The sequence below is a fragment of the Stenotrophomonas sp. 89682_Sma genome (assembly GCF_056481405.1).
Genome location: NZ_CM151147.1, coordinates 2,773,029 through 2,792,760, shown reverse-complemented (window position 1 = coordinate 2,792,760; position 19,732 = coordinate 2,773,029). Strand labels below are relative to the sequence as shown.

Here is a 19,732-nt window from a genome sequence, read left to right as displayed (position 1 = left end):
AGGGGCTGACGCAGCGCGTCGTCATCCTGGGTAGACGCAGTGGAACGGCCGATGTCAGGGTGCATCGCGATGTCCCCTGCGTGGCGGCAGCCAGACCTGCACCCCCGCGCCCAGGCGGAGCACGCGCACATGCAGCTGCGTGGCCAGCTGGTCGCGGCTGCGCGCCGCACCGTCAGCGCCGCCGAGCAGGGTGACCGGCTGCTGGCGCAGGTGTGCGCCGATGATCCAGGTATGGCCGCCATGCCAGCGATCCAGATCCTGGGTGACCTCGGCCAAGGGCGTGGAGACCCAATGCAGGCGACGTTCGCGCCAGGCCAGCGCACTGTGGTTGGCAGCCAGGCCCATGATCGGTGCCTGTCCATCGAAGCGCAGCTGCTGTCCTTCGATGGCCTGCTCACTGCGGGTGCCGCTGTCGACGCGGACGCGATGCTCGGTGACGGTGACCACGCTGTCATTGTCCTGCACAGCAAGGTCGAAGGCCGTGCCGAGCGCGGTGACCGTGCCGTGCGTCGTATGCACCTGGAACGGATGCTGCGCATCGGTGGCTACCTTGAACCAGGCCTGGCCGTGCTGCAGCTGCAGCTGGCGGCGCTGTGCATCGATGCGGACATGGACTTCGCTGCCTGGGGAGAGCAGCACATGCGAGCCATCCGTCAGTACTTCTTCACGGATCTCGCCTGCCGCCGTGCGCATCACTTGCGCGGCCGGTGGCGCGGCCTGGCGGGTATACAGGCCCAATGCGCAGAGCAGCAGCACGGCAGTACCGGCGTCGCGCAGGCGCCGGTGCTGCCGCCTGAGCTGGTGCCGCTGCAGGCTGGGCATCGCATCACCGGCCTGCCAGAGCGCCTGCAGGTGCTGGTACTGCGCGGCGTGGCGCGCATCGGCGTGATACCACTGGTTGAACGCACGTTCGTCGCGGCCGCCGTCGTGGCCATCCAGCCACCAACGTGCGGCCTCGCGCGCGATCGCCTCCTGGCTCATGCGCCGGGTACCTGCTGCAGCGCCACCAGCGCACGCAGCAGATGGCCGTGCGCGGTCTGCCGGCTGATACCCAGCTGGCGGCCGATCTCGGCCAGTGCCATCTGCTCCACCCGTGCCAGCAGGAACACCTGGCGCGAACGGGGAGGCAGCGCGGCAATGACCGCGTCGAGGTGGCGCAGCTGCTCGCTGTCGAGCAGGCGCTGCTCCGGCAGGGGCGCAGGATCGGCGATGGCCAGCAGCTGCGCGTCATCCAGCGTCTCTTCGCGCCGGCGTTGGCGCTGCCGGTAATGATCGGCGATCAGATTGTGGGCGACGCGGTACAGGTAGGCGCGGCCGTTGCTCAGCAGGCCACTGGCGGCGACTTTGACGACGCGCAGCCAGGTTTCCTGGACGACGTCATCGGCGTCGCTGCGTTGCGGGAGTTTGCGGCGGACATGGGCGTGCAGCGGCCGGTAATGGGCCGCGCACAGCTGCGCGACATCCGTCGGTTCGACAGGCGTGGACACGGGGCGGGCGACAACTGGGAAAGGGAACAGCCCGCGGCGGCAAGGGCAGCGGCTGCACCTTACAGCAAAAGAGAATCATTTGCATCTATGGGTGGTCGCAACACGCATGGCCGACCGCGCGGTCAGCGCGGGCGATAGTCGCAGTGGATCTGCAGGGCTTCGGTGGGGTTGTGATGCAGCTCGAAGCCGCACTGCTGCAGGCTGCGCTTCACCTGCGCGACGGTTTCGGAATACCGGGCGACGCGACGATCCTGCCAGCGCGGCGGGGTGAACACGCCCAGTGGCAGCAGCCGCAGCCGCTTGCCGTGCAGTACCAGCGAGACATCGATATGACGGCCATCGATGTCGTGGCCGTTGGCGCCGAAGATGGCATCGACCTCATCATGGCGTTGCGGATAGCAGGCCCGGAACACCGCGATACCGAGCCAACGCACGCCGCGACGGAAGCTGCCGAGGCGACTCTGGCTGGGTTCGAAGCCGCGCGTGACCAGCAGTCGGAGCCCGGCAGGCAGCAGTGCTTGTGCGTCGCACAGGCGCAGCAGTACCTCTTCTTCCAGTTGGATGCGGGTGGAGGGCCAGCGCGGTGCGATGAGCAGTCCGTGGTGGCTGCTGCGTTGCAGGGTCAACATGGGTGAAGCTTCGCATGCGGGCGAACATCCGGGGTAGTGCCGGCCAGCGGCCGGTACTACCATCGTCGGGTCAGATGTCGCGGTACTGGATCTGCGAAGCCAGTACGCGCAGGCCATCGGCATTGCTGGACAGGATGCGCTCTTCACCAACGCCCTTCTGCCGTTTCAGCTGGAAGCCCTGATCGGCAGGCAGCTGTGCGGCGATGGCGTCCATGCGTTGCAGGGCATCGGGGCCGCTGCAGTCGAAGTGGCCCCAGTGGGCGCCGTCGCGGTGGATCTGCAGTCGGTAGTTCATCGCGGTGTCTCCGACAGGTCCTGCAGCCAGTGGTCGAACATCGCGGTGGCAGCCGCGGCCAGTGGCGCGCCATAGCGACGTGCCTGTGCGCGAAGATCATTCGGATCGATGCCGGCCTGTGCCAGTTCCAGGGTGTGGCCGATCAGCCAGCGCTCGAACTGGCGTGCGTCCAGCTCCGGATGGCATTGCAGTGCCAGCGCATGGCTGCCGATGGCGAAGGCCTGGTGGCGGCAGGCCGGCGTGCTGGCCAGGCGGCGTGCACCGGCCGGAAGTTCGAACGCCTCGCCATGCCAATGCAGTACCGGAATGCCCTGCAGTGCCTGCAGTGGCGAGCGCTGGCCGTCATCGGTGAGCAGCAGCGGCGCAAAGCCGATCTCCTTGCCGCCACTGGCGACGACGTCGGCACCGAGTGCACGCGCCATCAGCTGTGCGCCGAGGCAGATGCCCAGTGTGGGTCGCTGCTGCTGCAGCCGACGTTGCAGCAGCGCGATGCTGTCGTTGAGGAAGGGATAGGGATCTACGTCGTTGACGCTGATCGGACCGCCCAGCACGACCAGCAGATCGGCGGTTTCGGCGCCATCGAGCACATCGACGCCGGCCTGCAGCACGTGCAGCTGCCAGCCCTGCGCCAGCAGCAACGGTTTCAGGGTGCCGAGGTCTTCAAAGGCAACGTGTTGCAGGACAACCGCGTTCTTCATGCGGGGGCTCCGTTATTCGGCCAGTAGAAGCTATCCGGCGTGGCGCGGGCGCCAAAGATGGCCTGGCCGACGCGGACTACGGTGGCGCCTTCCTCGATGGCCACTTCCAAATCGCCGGACATGCCCATCGACAGCTGCGACAGGTCGAGGCCGGGTGGGGCGCTGCGTTGCAGCTGATCGCGTAGTTCACGCAGGCGCACGAAGCAGGCGCGCACGCGCTCGACCTCGGGGGTGAAGATGGCCAGGGTCATCAGGCCGCGTACGTGCAGGCGATCGAAGGCCGGCAGCTGCTGCACGAAGGCCTCGACCGCGTCGGGGTCCAGTCCGTACTTGCTCGGTTCGGCCGAGGTATTGACCTGCACGAACACATCCAGAGTGCGGTCTTCCAGCTGCAGTCGCTGCTGCAGTGCTTCGGCCACGCGCAGGCTGTCCAGCGCCTGGAATTCGCTGGCAAAGCGCGCGACGTAGCGTGCCTTGTTGGTCTGCAGGTGCCCGATCACCGACCAGTGCACGCCCAGGTCGGCCATTGCCTCGGCCTTGCGCTGTGCCTCCTGCACCTTGTTCTCGCCCAGTTCGTGGCAGCCTGCGGCCACCGCCATGCGGATGCGGGTGTCATCCACGGTCTTGCTGACCGGCAGCAGGCGCACGCTGGCCGGGTCCCGGCCCACGCGGGCACAGGCATCGGCGATGCGTTGGCGCACCGTGACCAGGTTGGCGGCGATCTGTTCAACGGACTGGGCGACGGGCCAGTCAGGGGCGGCAAGGGGCATGCGGGCACCTCCAATGCGGGTCAGCCAGGGTGGGATACACTGGCACAGGACAAGAGATATTTTGGCATAGGACAAAATGAAAATCACCGGGCATAGCGCCGAGTCGATCTTCGACAGCATCCGCGATGGCATCGGCAAGGGCCGTCTGCCGGCCGGCAGCGTGCTGCCACCGGTGCGCGATCTGGCCGATCAGCTGGGGGTCAATCGCAACACCGTGGCCGCCGCCTACAAGCGATTGGACGCGGCGGGCCTGGCCAGCACCGCAGGCCGGCGCGGCACGGTGGTGCGTGGCCTGCCGCCGACGATGGCACGCGAGGGCAGTACGCCGGGGCTGGCGTTGCATGACCTGGCGGGTGGCAATCCGGATCCGCGGCTGCTGCCGAGCCTGCGCCTGGCCCCGGCGGCGCCACGTCTGTATGGCGTGGGCACGGTCGACCCGCGGCTGCAGGCCTTGGCGCGCACCTCGCTGGATGCGGACTGCCCGGAGGGCTATGCGCTGGAGCTGACCCATGGCGCGGTCGATGGCATCGAACGCCTGCTGGCGGCGTGGTTGCTGCCGGGGGATCGCATCGCGGTGGAGGATCCGTGCTTCCTCGGCAGCCTCAACGTGCTCAACGCTGTGGGTCACGCGCCGTTGCCGGTGGCGGTGGACGCGCATGGCATGCAGGTCGATTCGCTGCGGCAGGCGCTGGAGGCCGGTGCACGCGCGGTGTTGCTGACCCCGCGGGCACACAACCCGACCGGGGCCAGCCTGGATGCGAAGCGGGCACGCGCGTTGCGGCAGCTGCTGGCCGCCTATCCGCAGGTTGCGGTGTTGATCGACGATCACTACGCGCTGCTCTCGCAGCAGGACTATCACTCGGTGCTGCCGCTGGATGGCCGGCGCTGGGCGCTGCTGCGTTCGTTGTCCAAACCGCTGGGCCCGGACCTGCGGCTGGCCTGGCTGGCCTGCGATGAAGAGACCGCGATGCGGCTGCGGTTGCGGTTGGCGTCCGGTACCGGCTGGGTCAGTCACCTGCTGCAGGATGCGGCAACGTCGGTGCTGGAGTCGGCATCGCAGCGGGCGAAGATCGACTCGGCGGGGGAGCGTTACCAGCAACGCCTGCAGTCGCTGCAGGAACTGCTGCGTGCGCGTGGCGTGCCGACGCCACAACCGATGGAAGGATTGAACCTGTGGCTGCCGCTGCAGGCCGACAGCCATCCGCAGGTGCTGGCGCTGGCTTCGCGCGGATGGCATGTGCGCGCGGGCGAAGTGTTCGCGGTGGCAGCACCGGGGCATGGCCTGCGCATCACCTGCGCGGCGCTGGGCGCGGGGCAGCTGCGGCAGCTGGCCGATGACCTGGCGGCGGTGTGTGGGGCGTAGCGCTGGGCCATGCTCGACTTTGCTTCGCCTTTGTAGAGCCGAGCCATGCTCGGCTGCTGTTGGTAGATGCAGTCGAGCATGGCTCGACGCTACACAAGCAGATCAGGGCGCGGCGATCGCACCCGGGCGCACGTAGTAGGACTGGCCACTGTCATCGACGAACATCAGCTCCGGCTTGCCCTGCCAGGACGTGAGCATGGCGCCGGTGTTGTTCTGGTGCTTGACCATCAGGCTGGCGCCACGGTCCGGGTTGGCGACGACCTTGAAGACTTCGGTGGTGCCGGTGGCATCGTCCAGAGTGAGCAGGGCTTCGCCGCCGCGGTCGCTGGTGCCATAGCCACCGCGCTCGGAACCATCGGGGCCAAGCAGGATCAGGCCGGACAGTGCCGTGGCACGCGGTCCTTGAGGGCGGCCTTGGCTGAGCGGGTCGGGAACCGGTGCGCCGAGGATCACCCGCGGCTGGCCGCCTGCATCGTGGATGACCAGGCCGCGCGCTTCGATGATCCGCTCTGGCGATTGGCTGCGATGCAGGCTCCAGGCGGTCCAGCCGGAAACGAGCAGGGCAAGGGTCGAGACCACCAGGGTGGTCAGCAGCAGCACACGGGGCATCGGGTCGTCCTTCCTTGGATGTGCCGACGATAGCGGATGCGGACCGGCAATGGCCAGTTCGTTGTGTGACGTTGTGTATCGTCAGTGGAAATCGCGGCTATGGCTGCGCAGTCCCTGCAGCAGTTCATCCAGGCAGTGCATGCGCTGCACGATGACATGCTGCACGCCATCAACGCGCTCCAGGCGGCCATCGATCTGCATCAGCTGGGTGTCGACCAGCACCCGGTGCTGGCGGTCGGCCAGGTGCCGCCAGACCACCGCATTGACCATGCCGGTCTCGTCTTCGAGGGTGAGGAAGGTCACGCCGCTGGCGGTCTGCGGGCGCTGGCGCATGCGTACCAGGCCGGCGATGCGCACGCGGCGGCCGTGGCCGTGCCCGGCCAGTTGTGCGGCATCCAGGCAGCCACGGTTGCGCAGTTGTGCACGCAGGAACGAGATCGGGTGGCGGCCAAGGGTGGTGCCGGTACTGCGGTAGTCGGCCTGCATGTCGTCCCATGCGCTGGGCAGTGGCAACGGCACGTGGGCCTCGGCGGTGGCGGGGGCCTTGTCGAACAGTGGCAACCGGTTCTCTACACCGGAGATATCCCAGCGTGCGCGATGGCGATGGCCGCTGAGCCCACGCAGCGCACCGGCATCGGCCAGCAGGCCCTGATGGCGGCGGTCCAGGGCGGTGCGCTGGCACAGGTCACCGACATCGTCGAACGGTCGCCGTGCACGCTCATGCATGATGGCCTGCACGGCCGCTTCGTTGCAGCCGTCGATCAGGCGCAGGCCGAGCCGGATCGCCGCCGGTCCCTTGCTGAAATCCAGCGTGCAGTCCCAGTCGCTGTGGCGCACGTCCACCGGCAGCACGCGGATGCCATGGCGGCGTGCATCCTGCAGCAGCTGGTCGGGGCTGTAGAACCCCAGCGGCTGGCTGTTGATCAGGCTGGCAGTGAACGCGGCCGGGTGATGGCACTTCAGCCAGCAACTGTTATAGGTCAGCAGGGCGAAGCTGGCGGCGTGACTTTCCGGAAAACCGTAGTCACCGAAGCCCTTGATCTGTTCGAACAGGTGCTCGCCGTACTCGCGGCTGAAGCCGTTCTTGAGCATGCCGGCCAGCAGCTTCTCGCGATGCGGTTCCAGGCCGCCACGGCGCTTCCATGCCGCCATCGAGCGGCGCAGGGCATCGGCCTGGCCCGGCGTGTAGCCGGCCGCTTCCACCGCCAACTGCATGACCTGTTCCTGGAACAGTGGCACGCCGAGGGTGCGCGCGAACACGCGTTCCAGCCGCGCTGGATAGAGTGGATTGTCTGGATCGTTCAACGCGTCAGGACCCTGCTCGCGCAGGATCCTCCGTCGTTCCAGATAGGGATGCACCATGTCACCCTGGATCGGGCCGGGGCGCACGATCGCCACTTCGATCACCAGATCGTAGAAGCAGCGCGGCTGCAGGCGTGGCAGCATCGCCATCTGCGCACGCGATTCGATCTGGAACACGCCGATGGTGTCGGCGGCGCAGATCATGTCGTAGGTCTTCGTATCCTTGGCAGGGATCGCATCCATGCGTCCACTGTGCAGGCCGTGCTGCTGCAGCATCGCCAGGCACTTGCGGATGGCGGTTAGCATGCCCAGCGCCAGGCAGTCGACCTTCATCAGGCCGGTGGCATCCAGATCGTCTTTGTCCCACTGGACGACGGTGCGGTCGGCCATCGCCGCGTTTTCCACCGGCACCAGGGTCGACAGCGGGTGCTCGGAGATCACGAAACCGCCCGGGTGCTGCGACAGGTGGCGCGGGAAGTCGATCAGTTCGGTGGTCAGTGCCAGCAGGCGCTGCATCAACGGCGTGTCTGGATCGAAGCCGCGCTCGCGCAGGGTCTCAGGCAGCGGTACATGACCGCCCCAATGGTCCATCGCCGCCCCCAGTTCGTTGACCTGGTCCATCGGCAGGCCAAGCGCGCGGGCCACGTCGCGGATCGCGCTGCGGCCACGGTAGCTGATTGCCACTGCAGTCAATGCCGCGCGCTCGCGGCCATAGCGCTTGAACACGTACTGCAGCACTTCTTCGCGGCGCTCGTGCTCAAAGTCGATGTCGATATCCGGCGGCTCGTCGCGCTCGGCGGAGATGAAGCGCTCGAACAGCAGGTTGCTGCGCGCCGGGTCGATCTCGGTCACGCCCAGCACGAAGCACACCGCCGAGTTGGCCGCCGAGCCGCGGCCCTGGCAGAGGATGTCCTGGCTGCGGGCGAAGCGCACGATGTCCTGCACGGTGAGGAAATAGGAGGCGTAGTTCTTCTGCTTGATCAGCGCCAGTTCGTGTTCTATCTGCGTGCGTTGTGCCGGTTTGATGCCGTCTTTCCAGCGCCACGGGATGCCGCGCTCGACCAGCACGCGCAGCCAGCTGTCCGGGTCGTGGCCCTCCGGCACCAGTTCGCGCGGGTAGGTGTACTGCAGCTGCTCGAGGGTGAAGTGGCAGCGCTCGGCGATGCGCAGGGTCTCGGCCAGCAGTTCGGCGGGATACAGCTGGGCCAGTGCGGTGCGCGGGCGCAGGTGGCGCTCGCCATTGGGAAACAGGCGCCAGCCGGCTTCAGCCACGCTGCAACGGTGGCGGATCGCGGTCAGCGTGTCCTGCAGGGCACGACGGCGTCGCACGTGCATGTGCACATCGCCACTGGCGACCAGCGGCAGGCGATGGCGTTCGCCGAAGGACTGCAGCTGCTGCAGGCGGCGTGCATCGTCGTGTTCGTGATGCAGCTCCACCGCCAGCCACAGGCGATCATCGAAGCCGGCACGCAGCAGTTCCAGGTCAGTAGCGGCCGGTTGCCGGTCCAGCCACAGGCACAGCAGGCTCCGGGGCAGGCCGAGCAGATCCTCGCGCAGGCAGCGGTACTCGCCCTTGGCCGCACGCCGTCGGCAGGTGGTGATCAGCTGGCAGAGCCCCGCATAGGCGGCCTGGTCGGTGCACAGCAGGGCCAGCTTCGGCCCGTCCTCAACCTGGAATTCGGCGCCGATGATCAGCGCCACGCCATGCGTCTTCGCCGCCTGCCAGGCGCGCACGATGCCGGCCAGCGAACATTCGTCGGTAATCGCCAACGCGCGGTAGCCCTGGCCGGCGGCGCGCGCGAACAGTTCTTCGGCGATCGAGGCGCCGCGCTGGAAGCTGAAGGCCGACAGGCAGTGCAGTTCGGCGTAGCCGGGCAGTTCGCTGTGCATCGCGGCTCAGCCGAACCAGCCATGCAGCATCCACGGCGCATACGGGTCATTGCGTGTGCGGAACGCCCAGCCACGCTGGCCGTGCGCGGTTTCCACCACGTAATAGTCGCGGCGCGCGTCGGCCTGGTCCCACCAGCCCGATTCGATCCGCTCCGGCCCGGCGATGATGCGCAGGCGCGGATCACGCAGTGGTTGCGGGGTGTCCAGCAGCCAGCCTGGGCGCAGTGGCCAGTAAGCGGGCGGTTTGGTCGGGGGCTGGATACCACTGGCGCGTTCAGGGCGATGGTCGGCCTGTACTGCCAGCGGCTGCACGGCGTCATCGCCCAGCCGTGCGCGCAGGCGCTCACGCAGCTGGCTCCAGGGCATCGCCTGCGCCGGCCGGGTATCGAACAGGTCGCGTGCGGCGGGCACGAACGGCGGCAGCTGCTCGGCCTGCAGGCGCAGTGCGCGGCTGCCAGCGGGCAGGGCGAAGGCCTCCATGCGATTGCGCGCGATCTCGAACAGCAGCGTGGGATCGCGTTCGGGTGCCAGCAGGCCGATGGTCAGCACGCTGGCCGGCAGCAGGTCATGCTCGAAATGCAGGTCGAAGCGTTGCACGCCGCCATCGCGCGAGCACAGGAAGGCGGCCAGGTCCAGCAGCAGGCGACGCAGCGGGAACAACAGGGCCTGGCTGGATTCGATCTCGTATTCGAATTCGATGCGCGCATCGAACCGGTCCGGTGGCTGGTAGTAGCGCAGTGGCGCGGTGGGCAGCCCACGCAATGCATCCAGCTGCTGCAGTACCTCGGGGGCGAAGCGCCGGGCCAGGCTGTCGCGCGGCAGTTCGAGCACCGCACCCAGCGTGCGCAGTCCGGAGCGGCCCAGTACGGTCACCGCTTCGCTGGGCAGGCCGCAGCGCGGCAATGGCAGTTGTGCCAGCGCCGCCGGCAGCTGCTGCGCATCGATGCCGAGGCCGTCGTGGACGTTGGCCAGCACGCGTGCAGCATGCGCGGTGGGTGCAGCCACCAGGCGATGGCGGAAACCGAGTTCATGCAGTTCGTTGCGCAGGCGCTTTTCGATTGTCAGCCAGTCGCCGAACAGGGCGCGGCTGGCGCCGATCTCCAGCACCAGCGCATGCGGGAAATCGAGGCTGACCTGCGAGCTGTAGGCGTAGGCCCAGCTGGCCAGCAGCTGCCGGGTGTGCTGTTCGGCGTTCGGGTCGTAATCGTGCAGGTGCATGTCCTGCACCTGCACCTGCGCGGCCGACAGCAGCATGCCCGGGCGCAGCCCCGCTGCGCGGGCGGCCGGGCTGACCGCGCGCAGCACGCGACGCTGTGCCGGCCCCTGCAGCAGCACCAGTGGCCGCTGCGGGTCCGGCTGCAGGCGCAGCACGCTGTCCAGCGCCAGCTGCGGCAACAACAGGCAGGCCCAGTGCATGGCGCGGCCTCAGTGGGCGATGGCCAGCGGCAACGGCTGCGCCGGCGGCAGGCCGCCACGGCACTTCAGCACCCGCACCTGGCCGTGGTCGAGCTGCAGGCGCAGGCTGGCCGGGGAGGGATTGCGCGCTGCCTGCGCCTCGCGGAACACGAAGCTCAGGCACTGGCCGCTGTCGGCGGCCACCTGCAGCCGGCGCAGCGCGCGATCGTCGGCCTGCTGCGGCCAGCACAGCACCGCCGCGCAGGCGGCCGAGCGCAGGCACTGTTCAGCGGCCCACAGCGCCTGTTTCGGTGCGGCATGGATGATCTGCAGCTGGGCCAGGTCCAGCCCGGCGGCGGCCCAGGCCGGGGCATGCGGGCGGTAGGGTGGGGCGACCAGCACGATCGGGCGGTCGCGAAGGCTCAGTTTCGCCAGTGCCGGCCAGACCAGCGCCAGCTCGCCCACCCCGGGCGCGGCCTGCAGTACCTCGCACAGCCCGCTGGCCGGCCAGCCGCTGCCGGGCAGGCGCGCATCCAGTGCCGGGTGGCCGCTGGCCAGATGGTCGCTGGCCGGCCCCTGGCGGGCCGGGCCGCGCCACAGCTGGCGCCCGTCCAGCAGCCGGTCGAGGGCGACGACCGCACCCATCAGCCGATCCTCCAGAGGAGGCGCCGGGCAGGCTGGAAGCGGCAGGAACGGGCGGAAACGGCGGACATGGAGCGAGTATCGACGGGCCGGTATCACGGGCTGAGACCAGACATGCTACTCGCGTTGTAAGTAGAATTACTAATGAAATCGGCGGGTCGGGTTTCAGGTTGCTGAACGGGTAAAGCATCCACGCACGGCGTGGATCTACCGGGCTGATAGGTAGATCCACGCCATGCGTGGATAGCGGTAAAGCGCGGTGCCGACCAAGGTCGGCACCCACAGGCTCCGGTTACGGGCGGACCGGCAACGCCACCGGGCGCAGTGGTGCGGCATCGCCGCCGCGGATCTTCAGCGGGCCGCCGATGAAGGCGAACTCGTAGACCTTGTCGCGGGCCAGTTCGTCCAGCGCCACCAGCTCGATGATCGGCGCGCCCTGCTGGGCCAGCAGGTAGGTATGCAGCGGCACGTAGTCGTCGGACACCTCCGAGGGGAAGGTCTCGAAGCTGAGGTTGTCGGCACCGACGATCATCGCGCCGCTGTCCTCGACCAGGAAGCGCGCCGCGTCCAGGCCCATGCCCGGCGGGTTGGCCATGTACGCCCTGGGCTGCTCGAACAGGCGCATGCGGCCGGTGCGGATCAGCACCACGTCACCCTGCTGCAGTTTCACCTTCTGGCGTGCCAGCGCATCCTTCAGGTCCTGGCGGGTGACGCGGTAGCTGTCCGGCAGCATGTCCACGCCCTTGGCGCCGGCCACGTCGATCAGCACGCCACGCGCGATCAGCGGCGGGAATTTCTCGATGCCGGTGACATTCCAACCGCGGTCGCCGAGGTGCTTGTCGGCCTCGAAGCCGTTCCAGATCTTTCCATGGATGCCGAAGTGGTTCAGTGCATCGATGTGGGTGCCGGTGTGGCTGTACATCGAGAACGCGGTGCCGGTGTAGCTGCGGGTGAGGTTCATGGTTTCGCCCACGCCCATCGGATCGTCCATCACGGTGCCGCGCGGGGTGTGGGTCATCCAGAACTGGTAGTGCGGGTCGCCGGCGTCCTGCCAGCTGGGCATGCCGACGTAGTACTCGGTGGCCAGGTCATAGGCCTTGCCGCCGCTGACCCGCGACAGGATCTCCGCGCGCGAGGCTTCGGTGATCAGGTTGAGGCGGCCGATCTCATCCTTCGGCCCCCAGGGACTGGTACCGACCTGCTGGCCGGAGGGAACGCGTTCGTGTGCGGACACGGTGGTGGAAGCGGCGGTGCCGGCCAGCAGCAGAGCCAGCACGGTGGCCAGGGTACGTGGGGTCATGGGAAATCTCCTTGCAGGGTGGGGGAGGGTGCGGCTCAGGCCGCGACCAGGGGCGCCAGGGCCTGGCGCAGGTGTGGTAGCGGCAGGGTCTGCAGGCGCAGGCCGTTGCCGCCGATCACGGTGGGTATGGAACGGATGCCGAGGGCAGCGGCTTCGGCACGATCGGTCTGCACGCGCTGGCGCACGGCGTCGCTATGCATGTGGTCAGCGAAAGCGCCACGTGGGTGGCCCAGCGATTCGGCGATATCCAGCAGTACTTCGGCATCACCGATGTTGCGGTGCTGGTGCAGGTGCGCCCACTGCACGGCATCGAACATCGCGCCATGGGCATCGTTGCCGCCCATCAGCCCGGCGGCCTGGCAGGCCAGTGCGCCGAGCCAGCCGGAGGGATATTCGAAATCCTGTGCGCGCATGCCTTCGATATCGATGCGCGCGGTGTCTTCATGCGCCGCACAGTCGGTCCAGTGGCGCAGGATGATCGCCTTGGCGCGCTCCATCGAGCCGAACACCTCGACCATCTGCGCGCGCGAGTCCTGCAGCACGAAACTGCGGTGGCGCACCTGGATGCCGAGTTCGGCCGAGACCTGCTGCAGGCGTGGGGCCAGCACGAAGCACCAGCCGCAGACCACGTCGTGGAAGAAATCGACCACCGGCGCGGCGGTGGTGGGGGACGGAACGGAAGACATCTGCCTGCCATCGGTGAGAGGGGAGGCGGCAGGTTAGGCAGCGCGGCAGGGCTGAAACAGCGCGCCGCGGGCAGCTCAGTTTTCGCTGGCGGTTACGAATCCAGGCCGGCGCAGGCGGGCAGCTCGGCGTGCAGGAAATCGATGAAGGCGCGCACCTTGGGCTGCAGGTGGCGCGAGGTGGGGTAGACCGCATGCACGAAGCGCGGTGGATAGTGGTGGTCGGGCAGCACCTGCTGCAGGGCGCCGCTTGCCAGTGCCGGAGCGGCCAGGAACGAAGGTAGCGCGCCGATGCCCATGCCGGCCACCAGCAGGTCGCGCAGCAGCAGGCTGTTGTTGACGGTCACGCGCGCCGGCAGGGTGATCGTCACCTGCCCATCGGGGCCGAGCAGCGGCCAGCTGCCGGGCGAGTCGGACAGGCTGTAGGCCAGCACGCTGTGCACCTGCAGATCGTCCACCGCCTGTGGTGCCGGATGCTGCTGCAGGTAGCACGGGGCCGCGCACAGCACCTGCTGCAGCGAGGCCAGGCGGCGTGCCACCAGGCGCGAATCATCCAGCTCGGCACGCAGCCGCAGCGACACATCGAAACCTTCGCCAACCGCATCAAGCAGGCGGTCTTCCATCACCAGGTCCAGCGACAGCTGCGGGTGCTGCTGCAGGAAGCGTGGCAGCAACGGCGACAGCGTGCTCAGCGCGAACGACTGCGGCGCATTGACGCGCAGGCGCCCGGCCACCTCACCGCGCTGTTCGGCGATGCCGCGTTCCAATGCATCCAGTTCGTCGAGCAGGCGGCAGCATTCGCGGTAATAGGCATGGCCGGTCTCGGTCAGGCTCATGCGTCGCGTGGTCCGCTGCAGCAGCACCACGCCCAGATGGGTTTCCAGCGTGCGCAGCTGCTTGCTCAGCCCGGCCGGCGACATGCCCAGGTCTTCGGCAGCTCGGGCCAGCCCGCCGCGTTCGACGATGCGGCGGAAGGCGCGCATCAGGTTGAAGGAATCCATGCCGGTCCCGGGCGCGATGAGAACGCCATTGTAGATCCACGCCATGCGTGGATGCAGGAAACACGGCGCCGACCAAGCCCGGCATCCACCCTCGGCACGCGCTTGCGCCGTTTGTTCAAGCCATCAACCCACACGCCGCGCCAGCATGCAGGCCCCTCACTTTCCGGGTTGCCCATGAAGCACTGGATACTGCGCCTGTATGCCCCGTTGTTCCTGCTGGGTTTCGTCTCTGCCGCCATCGTCTGGGTAGGGCGCCGCCACGGTGACCCACTGTGGCTTCTGGCTTTGCTGGCGGTCGCCATTGCGGTTTCGTTCATCGCCGAACGTGCCTGGCCGTATGACCCTGCGTTCAACCACGACCACGGCGATCGTGTGCGTGACACCTTGCATGCGCTGGTCAACGAAGCCCTGAACCTGCTGTCGATCGCCACCGTGCCGTTGCTTGCGGCGATCATTCCGTGGCAGGTCTGGCCGGTGCAATGGCCGTTCGCGGTGCAGGTACTGGTTGCCATCATCGCTGCCGATCTCGGCATCACCCTGGTGCACTACGCCAGCCATCGCATTGGCTGGTTGTGGCGCCTGCATGCCGTGCATCACAGCGTGACCCGCATGTACGGTTTCAACGGGCTGATGAAACACCCACTGCACCAGGCGGCCGAAGCGGTGGGCGGTGTGCTGCCGCTGCTGGTGCTGGGCCTGCCGATGCCGGTGGCGGCGGTGCTGGCGTTCGCCATCGCCATCCAGCTGCTGCTGCAGCACTCCAACGTGGACATGCGCCCCGGCGTACTGGGCCGGGTGATGGCGTGGGCGCCACTGCACCGTTTCCATCACATGCGTTACGGCACCGCCGGCGACGTCAACTTCGGCCTGTTCCTCACCGTCTGGGATCACCTGCTGGGGACCGCCTTCGATGCGCCGGGCTATCGGCTGCGGCAGCACGACCTCGGCATCGGCAGTCAGCCGGACTATCCGCGCGATTACCCCGGGCAGCTGCTGGCGCCGTTCCGCGAACTGCCGCATGGCGAGGTGCCGGAGCTGCCCGAAGGCCTGCGCAGGCGCGAATGATCGAACATGTCAGGCCGCGTGAAGCTGCAGGCCCTGCAGCTGTGCGGCACCGATGCCGAACATGCGGCGCAGGCTGCGCGAGAGATGGGCCAGGTCGGCGAAGCCGGCGGCATGTGCACTGTCGGTCAGGCTGTGCCCCTGCAGGTGGTGCGCGAGCGCGGCACGCAAGCGCCGCCACAGCACCCAGCCGCGCAGGGTCACTGCCAGATCGGCCTGGAAACGCCGGTGCAGCTGGCTGGTGGACAGATGCGCCGCCTCGGCGATGTCGGCGGCCGGCACCGGGCCCGGAAGGTGCTGGGCGATGCGGGCCAGCGCTGCCTGCACCCGCCGGTCCAATGGCTGCGCGCGGCTCAATCGCGGCAACCAGTCCTGCAGTTCCATCGCAGTGCCGGGCAGCGCGTGCAGGTGCTGCTGGATCTGTTCGAGGTCGGCATGCGCCGGCTCAAGGAACACCGTGCAGCCCGCCTCCGGCGCCGACAGGATTGCGTGCGGCTGGAACGAAGGCAGCCACAGCCGCTGGCCCTGCTGGCGCACACCGTCGATTTCGACCTGCCAGGGAACATCCTCGCTCAACAGCAGCTGGTGGGCGTAGTGCGCATGTACATCGCTGTCACCGGCATGGCCCTGCAGCACGGCCACGTGAGCATCCAGCAGCAACGTGCCATTCCAGGGCAGGGCGGGAGAGGACATGGAGGGATTGTAGATCCACGCAATGCGTGGATGAATCTGCATCGAAGTCGAATATTCCGAGATCCGAGACACATGAGCCGAGCATGGCCCGGCTCTGCAGAAGAGCGGGCAGATTGCAGAAAACTGTCGAAGGCGGGGCGCTGTGGGTTTGCGGGGTGTGAGCCGCATGGATGCGGCGACCAAGCCCCCAGGGACGGGTTCACGGCGTCCCCGCGAACCTACAGCGTCCCGCCATCCCTCGGATAGCCGCCTTTGCTTTTGAGGTTGCCGGCCAGCGGCCGGCACTACCGCGGGTGCCGGGTGCCGGGCGCCGCCCGGCCGCGACCTCACCGCCCCTGCGGATCCGGCCGGTGATGCACGTACTCGACCACCGTGCCATCGGGATGCACCGCATTGAACGCCGCCCCGGTCGGCACCACCTGCAACGGGAAGATGATCTCGGCACCGGCCGCGACCAGTTTGTCGTGATAGGGCCGAACGTCATCGACCAGCAGTGTTCCGGTGGTTGAAGTGAACGGCGCCAGCGCCGCCTCGCTGCCCTCGATCAGCAGGAAGGCGCCGACCATCGCCAGACGCAGCCCTGCCTCCGGGAACGGGAAGCCCGCATCGGCCACCACGCCCTGCAACTGCTCGTAGAAGGCCACGCTGCGCTCCAGTTCACCCGGGGCCACGAACACCCGGATCAGCACGCGCGGCGCACGCTGGCTGGAGGTATCACAGCGGTCGCGCCAGAGATGGTCGAAGTCGCGATGGACGGTCATGGGCTCGGTTCGTGGCCAGGGACCCTCATTATCGGCAGCCCCGCGCGGCCCACTGATGACCGCCGGTGATGGCCTGATAACCGCTGGCCGGGTTGCCCCTGTGACTTAGGTCCTGTTGACAGGCGTGAACGCCCTCGCACAATCTTCACAGGATTGGGTCGCCCTGCGCGGCCCGGGCAGGCAGGTTGTCAGGCCGGGAGGAGGGTCCCGCGCGCAGACCGGCCCGTCCTTCGGCCTGCGGGACGTTGCCTGGCAACCCCTGCACGGCATGAACGCTGCACCCTTCGGCGGCACTTTCCCTGGACCGATTGCCTTGGCAACGGAATTACGCCTGCCGATGAAAACGTTTACAAAGCCGCTTGCCCTCTCCCTCGCCCTGTCTGCTGCGCTCGCCGCCCCGGCCTGGGCCGATCCCGCGGCCTTCACTGTCTTGACCCTGGAACAGGCACCCAACGCCGAAGCGATGCCGGCATTGGCCGCGCAGCTGAAGAGCCTGAAGGTGGACGCGGTGAGTGTGCGCCAGGTGCAGCGCGGCATCGGCCAGGTCGACCCGCTGCAGGTGCTGGCCGATGGCCTGGGCTATGAGTACCGCTTCATCGCCGCCGGCAAGGACGATGGCCAGACCCAGCGCGGCCAGGCCGTGCTGACCCGGCTGCCGATCGCCGCCGAGTCCGGTCCGGACCAGCCGGGTTTGAACTACCTGCGCCTGGACGATGGCCGCCACACCGTCGCGGTCTATACCGACGCCGGCGCGGGCGCCGCCCGGTTGCCGGCACTGGTCACCCGTTCGCGGTTGGGTGCACCGGCGGTGCTGCTCGGCGCGGTGGCCGGTGAATCGGCCAAGGCCGCTGGCTTCGATCCGGCGCGTGTCGCGCTGGAAGCCGATGCCAGCTACTTCAGCGATGGCTTCCAGGCCGCCAGCAGTGCACCGTTCAAAGTGGAAGGCAGCAGCCTGCGTGCCACCCTGCTGACCCTGGCTTATGCCGCCGACAAACATGGCGACACGCCGTGGATGGACACCACCCTCAACGCCGATGCGCGCGCGGCGCTGCTGCTGAAGGCGATGACCGAGGACGAGAAGTTCCAGATGCTGCACAGCTACTTCGGGCTGGGCAAGGACGGTGGCCCGTTGCCGGAAGGCGCGGTCGGTTCGGCCGGCTTCGTCCCGGCGGTGCCGCGCCTGGGCATCCCGTCGCAGCAGTCGGCCGATGCCGGCGTCGGCGTGACCAATCCCGGTGGCATCCGTCCGGGCGACTTCGCCACCGCGATGCCGTCGGGCCCGTCCACCGCCTCCAGCTGGAACCGCGAAGTGGCCTTCGCCGGTGGCGCCACGATGGGCCGCGAGGCGTGGCAGCAGCGCTTCAACATCCTGCTGTCGGGCAGCGTCAACCTGCAGCGCGACCCGCGCAACGGCCGCAATTTCGAATACGCCGGTGAAGATCCGCTGCTGGCCGGTTCGATGGTGGGCGCGCTGATCCAGGGTGTGCAGAGCCAGCACGTGATCTCCTCGATGAAGCACTTCGCGCTGAACGACATGGAGACCCGCCGCAACTTCCACGACGTGCGCATCGGCGAACAGGCCATGCACGAGTCGGACCTGCTGGCGTTCGAGATCGCGCTGGAAGCCGGTCGCCCGGGCGTGGCAATGTGCTCGTACAACAAGATCAACGGCACCTACGGCTGCGAGAACGGCTACCTGATGAACCAGGTGCTGAAGCAGGAATGGAAGTTCCCCGGTTTCGTGATGTCCGACTGGGGTGGCGTGCACAGTGGTTCGAAGGCGGCGCTGGCCGGCCTGGACCAGCAGTCGGCCGGTGAAGTGTTCGATGCGGCGGTGTTCTTCGATGAGCCGCTGCGCCTGGCCGTGCACGGCGGCGTGGTGCCACAGGCGCGCCTGAACGACATGGTGGCGCGCATCCTGCGCACGATGTTCCTGCACGGCAACTTCGACAACCCGCCGCAGCACCAGAAGGTCGATGCCGAGGCCGGTTTCGCCGTGGCCCAGCGCACCGTGGAAGAGGGCAGCGTGCTGCTGCGCAATGAAGGCAACCTGCTGCCGCTGGCTGACAGCGTGAAGCGCATCGTCATCATCGGTGGCCACGCCGACAAGGGCGTGATCGGTGGCGGTGGCTCGTCGATGGTGGGCGTGACCGCCAAGGGCACCAATGCGGTGCCGGGCGTGCTGCCGACCACCTGGCCGGGCCCGGTGATCTTCCACCCGTCCTCGCCGCTGGAATCGCTGCGTACGGCGCGCCCGGACGCGACCATCGAGTACGTGGACGGCACCAATACCGCCGCAGCGGCCAAGGCCGCCGCGCAGGCCGATGTGGCCATCGTGTTCGCTACCCAGTGGGCCGCAGAGTCGGTGGACCTGCCGGACATGCAGCTGCCGGACAACCAGGACGCGCTGATCTCGGCGGTGGCCAAGGCCAACCCGAAGACGGTGCTGGTGCTGGAAACCAATGGCCCGGTGCGCACGCCGTGGCTGGCGCAGGTGCCGGCGATGCTGCAGGCCTGGTACCCGGGCATCCGCGGTGGCGAAGGCATTGCCGCGCTGTTGACCGGCCAGGTCAATCCGTCCGGCCGCCTGCCGGTGACCTGGGTGGTGGACGAATCGCAGCTGCCGCGCCCGCACATCGACGGTCTCGGCTTCAAGCCGGCCAAGCCGTTCGGTGATGTGTTCGATTTCGATATCGAAGGCGCCAACGTCGGCTACAAGTGGATGGCGGCCAAGGGCCTGACCCCGACCTTCGCGTTCGGTCACGGCCTGTCCTACACCTCGTTCGCCTATGAAAACCTGAAGGTGAGCGTGGAAGGTTCGCGCCTGGTGGCCAGCGTCGACATCCGCAACACCGGCGAGCGCGCCGGCGCCGACGTGGCCCAGCTGTACCTGAAGCTGCCGGTTGGCAGCACCACGCCGATCCGCCTGATCGGCTACGACAAGGTGAACCTGCAGCCGGGCGAACAGCGCCGCATCCGCATCGAAGCCGAGCCGAAGACCCTGGCGCACTACGATGCGCAGGCCCGCCAGTGGAAGATCGACGGCGGCACCTACCAGGTGCAGCTGTCGCGCAATGCCGCCGAGCCGCTGCAGACGGTGGACGTGCAGCTGGTGGAGCAGGTGCTGCGCTGATGCCTTGAAGACACGGCCC

General features: G+C 68.1%; 18 protein-coding genes. 3 read left to right on the top strand and 15 right to left on the bottom strand.

All coding sequences use genetic code 11. The features are described 5' to 3' along the window. Window positions 1-54: 54 nt before the first annotated feature. From ACZK29_RS12860 to ACZK29_RS12835, 6 genes are all read right to left on the bottom strand, one after another. Window positions 55-981 (bottom strand): FecR family protein, encoded by a 927-nt coding sequence (locus ACZK29_RS12860; RefSeq protein WP_478446135.1) that lies wholly within the window; start codon window positions 979-981, stop codon window positions 55-57. Next, on the bottom strand, window positions 978-1,487 hold the full coding sequence (locus ACZK29_RS12855) for an RNA polymerase sigma factor (RefSeq protein WP_111203905.1): 510 nt from the start codon (window positions 1,485-1,487) through the stop codon (window positions 978-980). Before ACZK29_RS12855 ends, ACZK29_RS12860 begins: the two co-directional genes overlap by 4 nt. A 122-nt stretch (window positions 1,488-1,609) precedes the next feature. Next, window positions 1,610-2,116 carry a hypothetical protein gene (locus ACZK29_RS12850; protein ID WP_111203904.1) on the bottom strand — a complete coding sequence of 169 codons (507 nt, stop codon included), beginning with the start codon at window positions 2,114-2,116 and terminating at the stop codon, window positions 1,610-1,612. A gap of 70 nt (window positions 2,117-2,186) precedes the next feature. Next, entirely contained in the window at window positions 2,187-2,411 is a 225-nt protein-coding gene (locus ACZK29_RS12845; RefSeq protein WP_005410058.1) for a hypothetical protein, read from the bottom strand. Beyond that, entirely contained in the window at window positions 2,408-3,109 is a 702-nt protein-coding gene (locus tag ACZK29_RS12840; RefSeq protein WP_111203903.1) for a glutamine amidotransferase, read from the bottom strand. The genes ACZK29_RS12845 and ACZK29_RS12840 overlap by 4 nt, the downstream gene beginning before the upstream one ends. Then, window positions 3,106-3,879 carry a YggS family pyridoxal phosphate-dependent enzyme gene (locus tag ACZK29_RS12835; RefSeq protein ID WP_478446134.1) on the bottom strand — a complete coding sequence of 258 codons (774 nt, stop codon included), beginning with the start codon at window positions 3,877-3,879 and terminating at the stop codon, window positions 3,106-3,108. Before ACZK29_RS12835 ends, ACZK29_RS12840 begins: the two co-directional genes overlap by 4 nt. Window positions 3,880-3,955: 76 nt before the next feature. On the opposite strand from ACZK29_RS12835, the gene ptsJ reads away from it, so the two are divergent. Further along, on the top strand, window positions 3,956-5,242 hold the full coding sequence (gene ptsJ / locus ACZK29_RS12830) for a MocR-like B6 salvage transcription factor PtsJ (RefSeq protein ID WP_478446133.1): 1,287 nt from the start codon (window positions 3,956-3,958) through the stop codon (window positions 5,240-5,242). A 102-nt stretch (window positions 5,243-5,344) separates the two neighbouring features. On the opposite strand, the gene ACZK29_RS12825 is transcribed toward ptsJ, so the two are convergent. From ACZK29_RS12825 to ACZK29_RS12795, 7 genes are all read right to left on the bottom strand, one after another. After that, a complete protein-coding gene (locus ACZK29_RS12825) occupies window positions 5,345-5,851 on the bottom strand; it encodes a hypothetical protein (RefSeq protein WP_111203900.1) in 507 nt (168 codons plus the stop codon). An 81-nt stretch (window positions 5,852-5,932) separates the two neighbouring features. Next, a complete protein-coding gene (locus ACZK29_RS12820) occupies window positions 5,933-9,043 on the bottom strand; it encodes an error-prone DNA polymerase (protein ID WP_111203899.1) in 3,111 nt (1,036 codons plus the stop codon). Between the two features lie 6 nt (window positions 9,044-9,049). Further along, window positions 9,050-10,459, bottom strand: coding sequence for a Y-family DNA polymerase (locus ACZK29_RS12815; RefSeq protein ID WP_478446132.1), 1,410 nt, complete (start codon window positions 10,457-10,459; stop codon window positions 9,050-9,052). Between the two features lie 9 nt (window positions 10,460-10,468). Then, on the bottom strand, window positions 10,469-11,083 hold the full coding sequence (gene imuA / locus ACZK29_RS12810; protein WP_478446131.1) for a translesion DNA synthesis-associated protein ImuA: 615 nt from the start codon (window positions 11,081-11,083) through the stop codon (window positions 10,469-10,471). A 289-nt stretch (window positions 11,084-11,372) separates the two neighbouring features. Beyond that, entirely contained in the window at window positions 11,373-12,380 is a 1,008-nt protein-coding gene (locus ACZK29_RS12805; RefSeq protein WP_478446130.1) for a cyclase family protein, read from the bottom strand. Between the two features lie 35 nt (window positions 12,381-12,415). Next, entirely contained in the window at window positions 12,416-13,066 is a 651-nt protein-coding gene (locus ACZK29_RS12800) for a DsbA family oxidoreductase (RefSeq protein ID WP_478446129.1), read from the bottom strand. 92 nt (window positions 13,067-13,158) lie between these two features. After that, a complete protein-coding gene (locus ACZK29_RS12795) occupies window positions 13,159-14,109 on the bottom strand; it encodes a LysR family transcriptional regulator (RefSeq protein ID WP_459046955.1) in 951 nt (316 codons plus the stop codon). A 129-nt stretch (window positions 14,110-14,238) separates the two neighbouring features. Here ACZK29_RS12795 and ACZK29_RS12790 point away from each other — a divergent pair, with 129 nt between their 5' ends. Then, window positions 14,239-15,129: a sterol desaturase family protein gene (locus ACZK29_RS12790; RefSeq protein ID WP_459046954.1), complete on the top strand. Its 891-nt coding sequence runs from the start codon at window positions 14,239-14,241 to the stop codon at window positions 15,127-15,129. A 9-nt stretch (window positions 15,130-15,138) separates the two neighbouring features. Here ACZK29_RS12790 and ACZK29_RS12785 read toward each other — a convergent pair whose 3' ends face one another. Continuing rightward, complete coding sequence (locus tag ACZK29_RS12785) at window positions 15,139-15,843, bottom strand: AraC family transcriptional regulator (RefSeq protein ID WP_111111902.1); 705 nt, start codon at window positions 15,841-15,843, stop codon at window positions 15,139-15,141. A gap of 302 nt (window positions 15,844-16,145) precedes the next feature. Next, window positions 16,146-16,580 (bottom strand): VOC family protein, encoded by a 435-nt coding sequence (locus ACZK29_RS12780; protein WP_049429041.1) that lies wholly within the window; start codon window positions 16,578-16,580, stop codon window positions 16,146-16,148. 337 nt (window positions 16,581-16,917) lie between these two features. Between ACZK29_RS12780 and ACZK29_RS12775 the strand changes: the two genes are divergently transcribed. Continuing rightward, the gene (locus ACZK29_RS12775; protein WP_478446128.1) at window positions 16,918-19,713 is read left to right on the top strand and encodes a beta-glucosidase; all 2,796 of its coding nucleotides are present in this window, start codon (window positions 16,918-16,920) and stop codon (window positions 19,711-19,713) included. Window positions 19,714-19,732 lie beyond the last annotated feature (19 nt).

Coding starts and splice junctions, on each gene's coding strand:
- ACZK29_RS12835 (WP_478446134.1), bottom strand. CDS start 3,879: ATGCCCCTTGCCGCCCCTGACTGGCCCGTCGCCCAGTCCGTTGAACAG.
- ACZK29_RS12860 (WP_478446135.1), bottom strand. CDS start 981: ATGAGCCAGGAGGCGATCGCGCGCGAGGCCGCACGTTGGTGGCTGGAT.
- ACZK29_RS12815 (WP_478446132.1), bottom strand. CDS start 10,459: ATGCACTGGGCCTGCCTGTTGTTGCCGCAGCTGGCGCTGGACAGCGTG.
- ACZK29_RS12840 (WP_111203903.1), bottom strand. CDS start 3,109: ATGAAGAACGCGGTTGTCCTGCAACACGTTGCCTTTGAAGACCTCGGC.
- ACZK29_RS12850 (WP_111203904.1), bottom strand. CDS start 2,116: ATGTTGACCCTGCAACGCAGCAGCCACCACGGACTGCTCATCGCACCG.
- ACZK29_RS12825 (WP_111203900.1), bottom strand. CDS start 5,851: ATGCCCCGTGTGCTGCTGCTGACCACCCTGGTGGTCTCGACCCTTGCC.
- imuA (WP_478446131.1), bottom strand. CDS start 11,083: ATGGGTGCGGTCGTCGCCCTCGACCGGCTGCTGGACGGGCGCCAGCTG.
- ACZK29_RS12775 (WP_478446128.1), top strand. CDS start 16,918: ATGAAAACGTTTACAAAGCCGCTTGCCCTCTCCCTCGCCCTGTCTGCT.
- ptsJ (WP_478446133.1), top strand. CDS start 3,956: ATGAAAATCACCGGGCATAGCGCCGAGTCGATCTTCGACAGCATCCGC.
- ACZK29_RS12795 (WP_459046955.1), bottom strand. CDS start 14,109: ATGGCGTGGATCTACAATGGCGTTCTCATCGCGCCCGGGACCGGCATG.
- ACZK29_RS12805 (WP_478446130.1), bottom strand. CDS start 12,380: ATGACCCCACGTACCCTGGCCACCGTGCTGGCTCTGCTGCTGGCCGGC.
- ACZK29_RS12800 (WP_478446129.1), bottom strand. CDS start 13,066: ATGTCTTCCGTTCCGTCCCCCACCACCGCCGCGCCGGTGGTCGATTTC.
- ACZK29_RS12845 (WP_005410058.1), bottom strand. CDS start 2,411: ATGAACTACCGACTGCAGATCCACCGCGACGGCGCCCACTGGGGCCAC.
- ACZK29_RS12780 (WP_049429041.1), bottom strand. CDS start 16,580: ATGACCGTCCATCGCGACTTCGACCATCTCTGGCGCGACCGCTGTGAT.
- ACZK29_RS12820 (WP_111203899.1), bottom strand. CDS start 9,043: ATGCACAGCGAACTGCCCGGCTACGCCGAACTGCACTGCCTGTCGGCC.
- ACZK29_RS12790 (WP_459046954.1), top strand. CDS start 14,239: ATGAAGCACTGGATACTGCGCCTGTATGCCCCGTTGTTCCTGCTGGGT.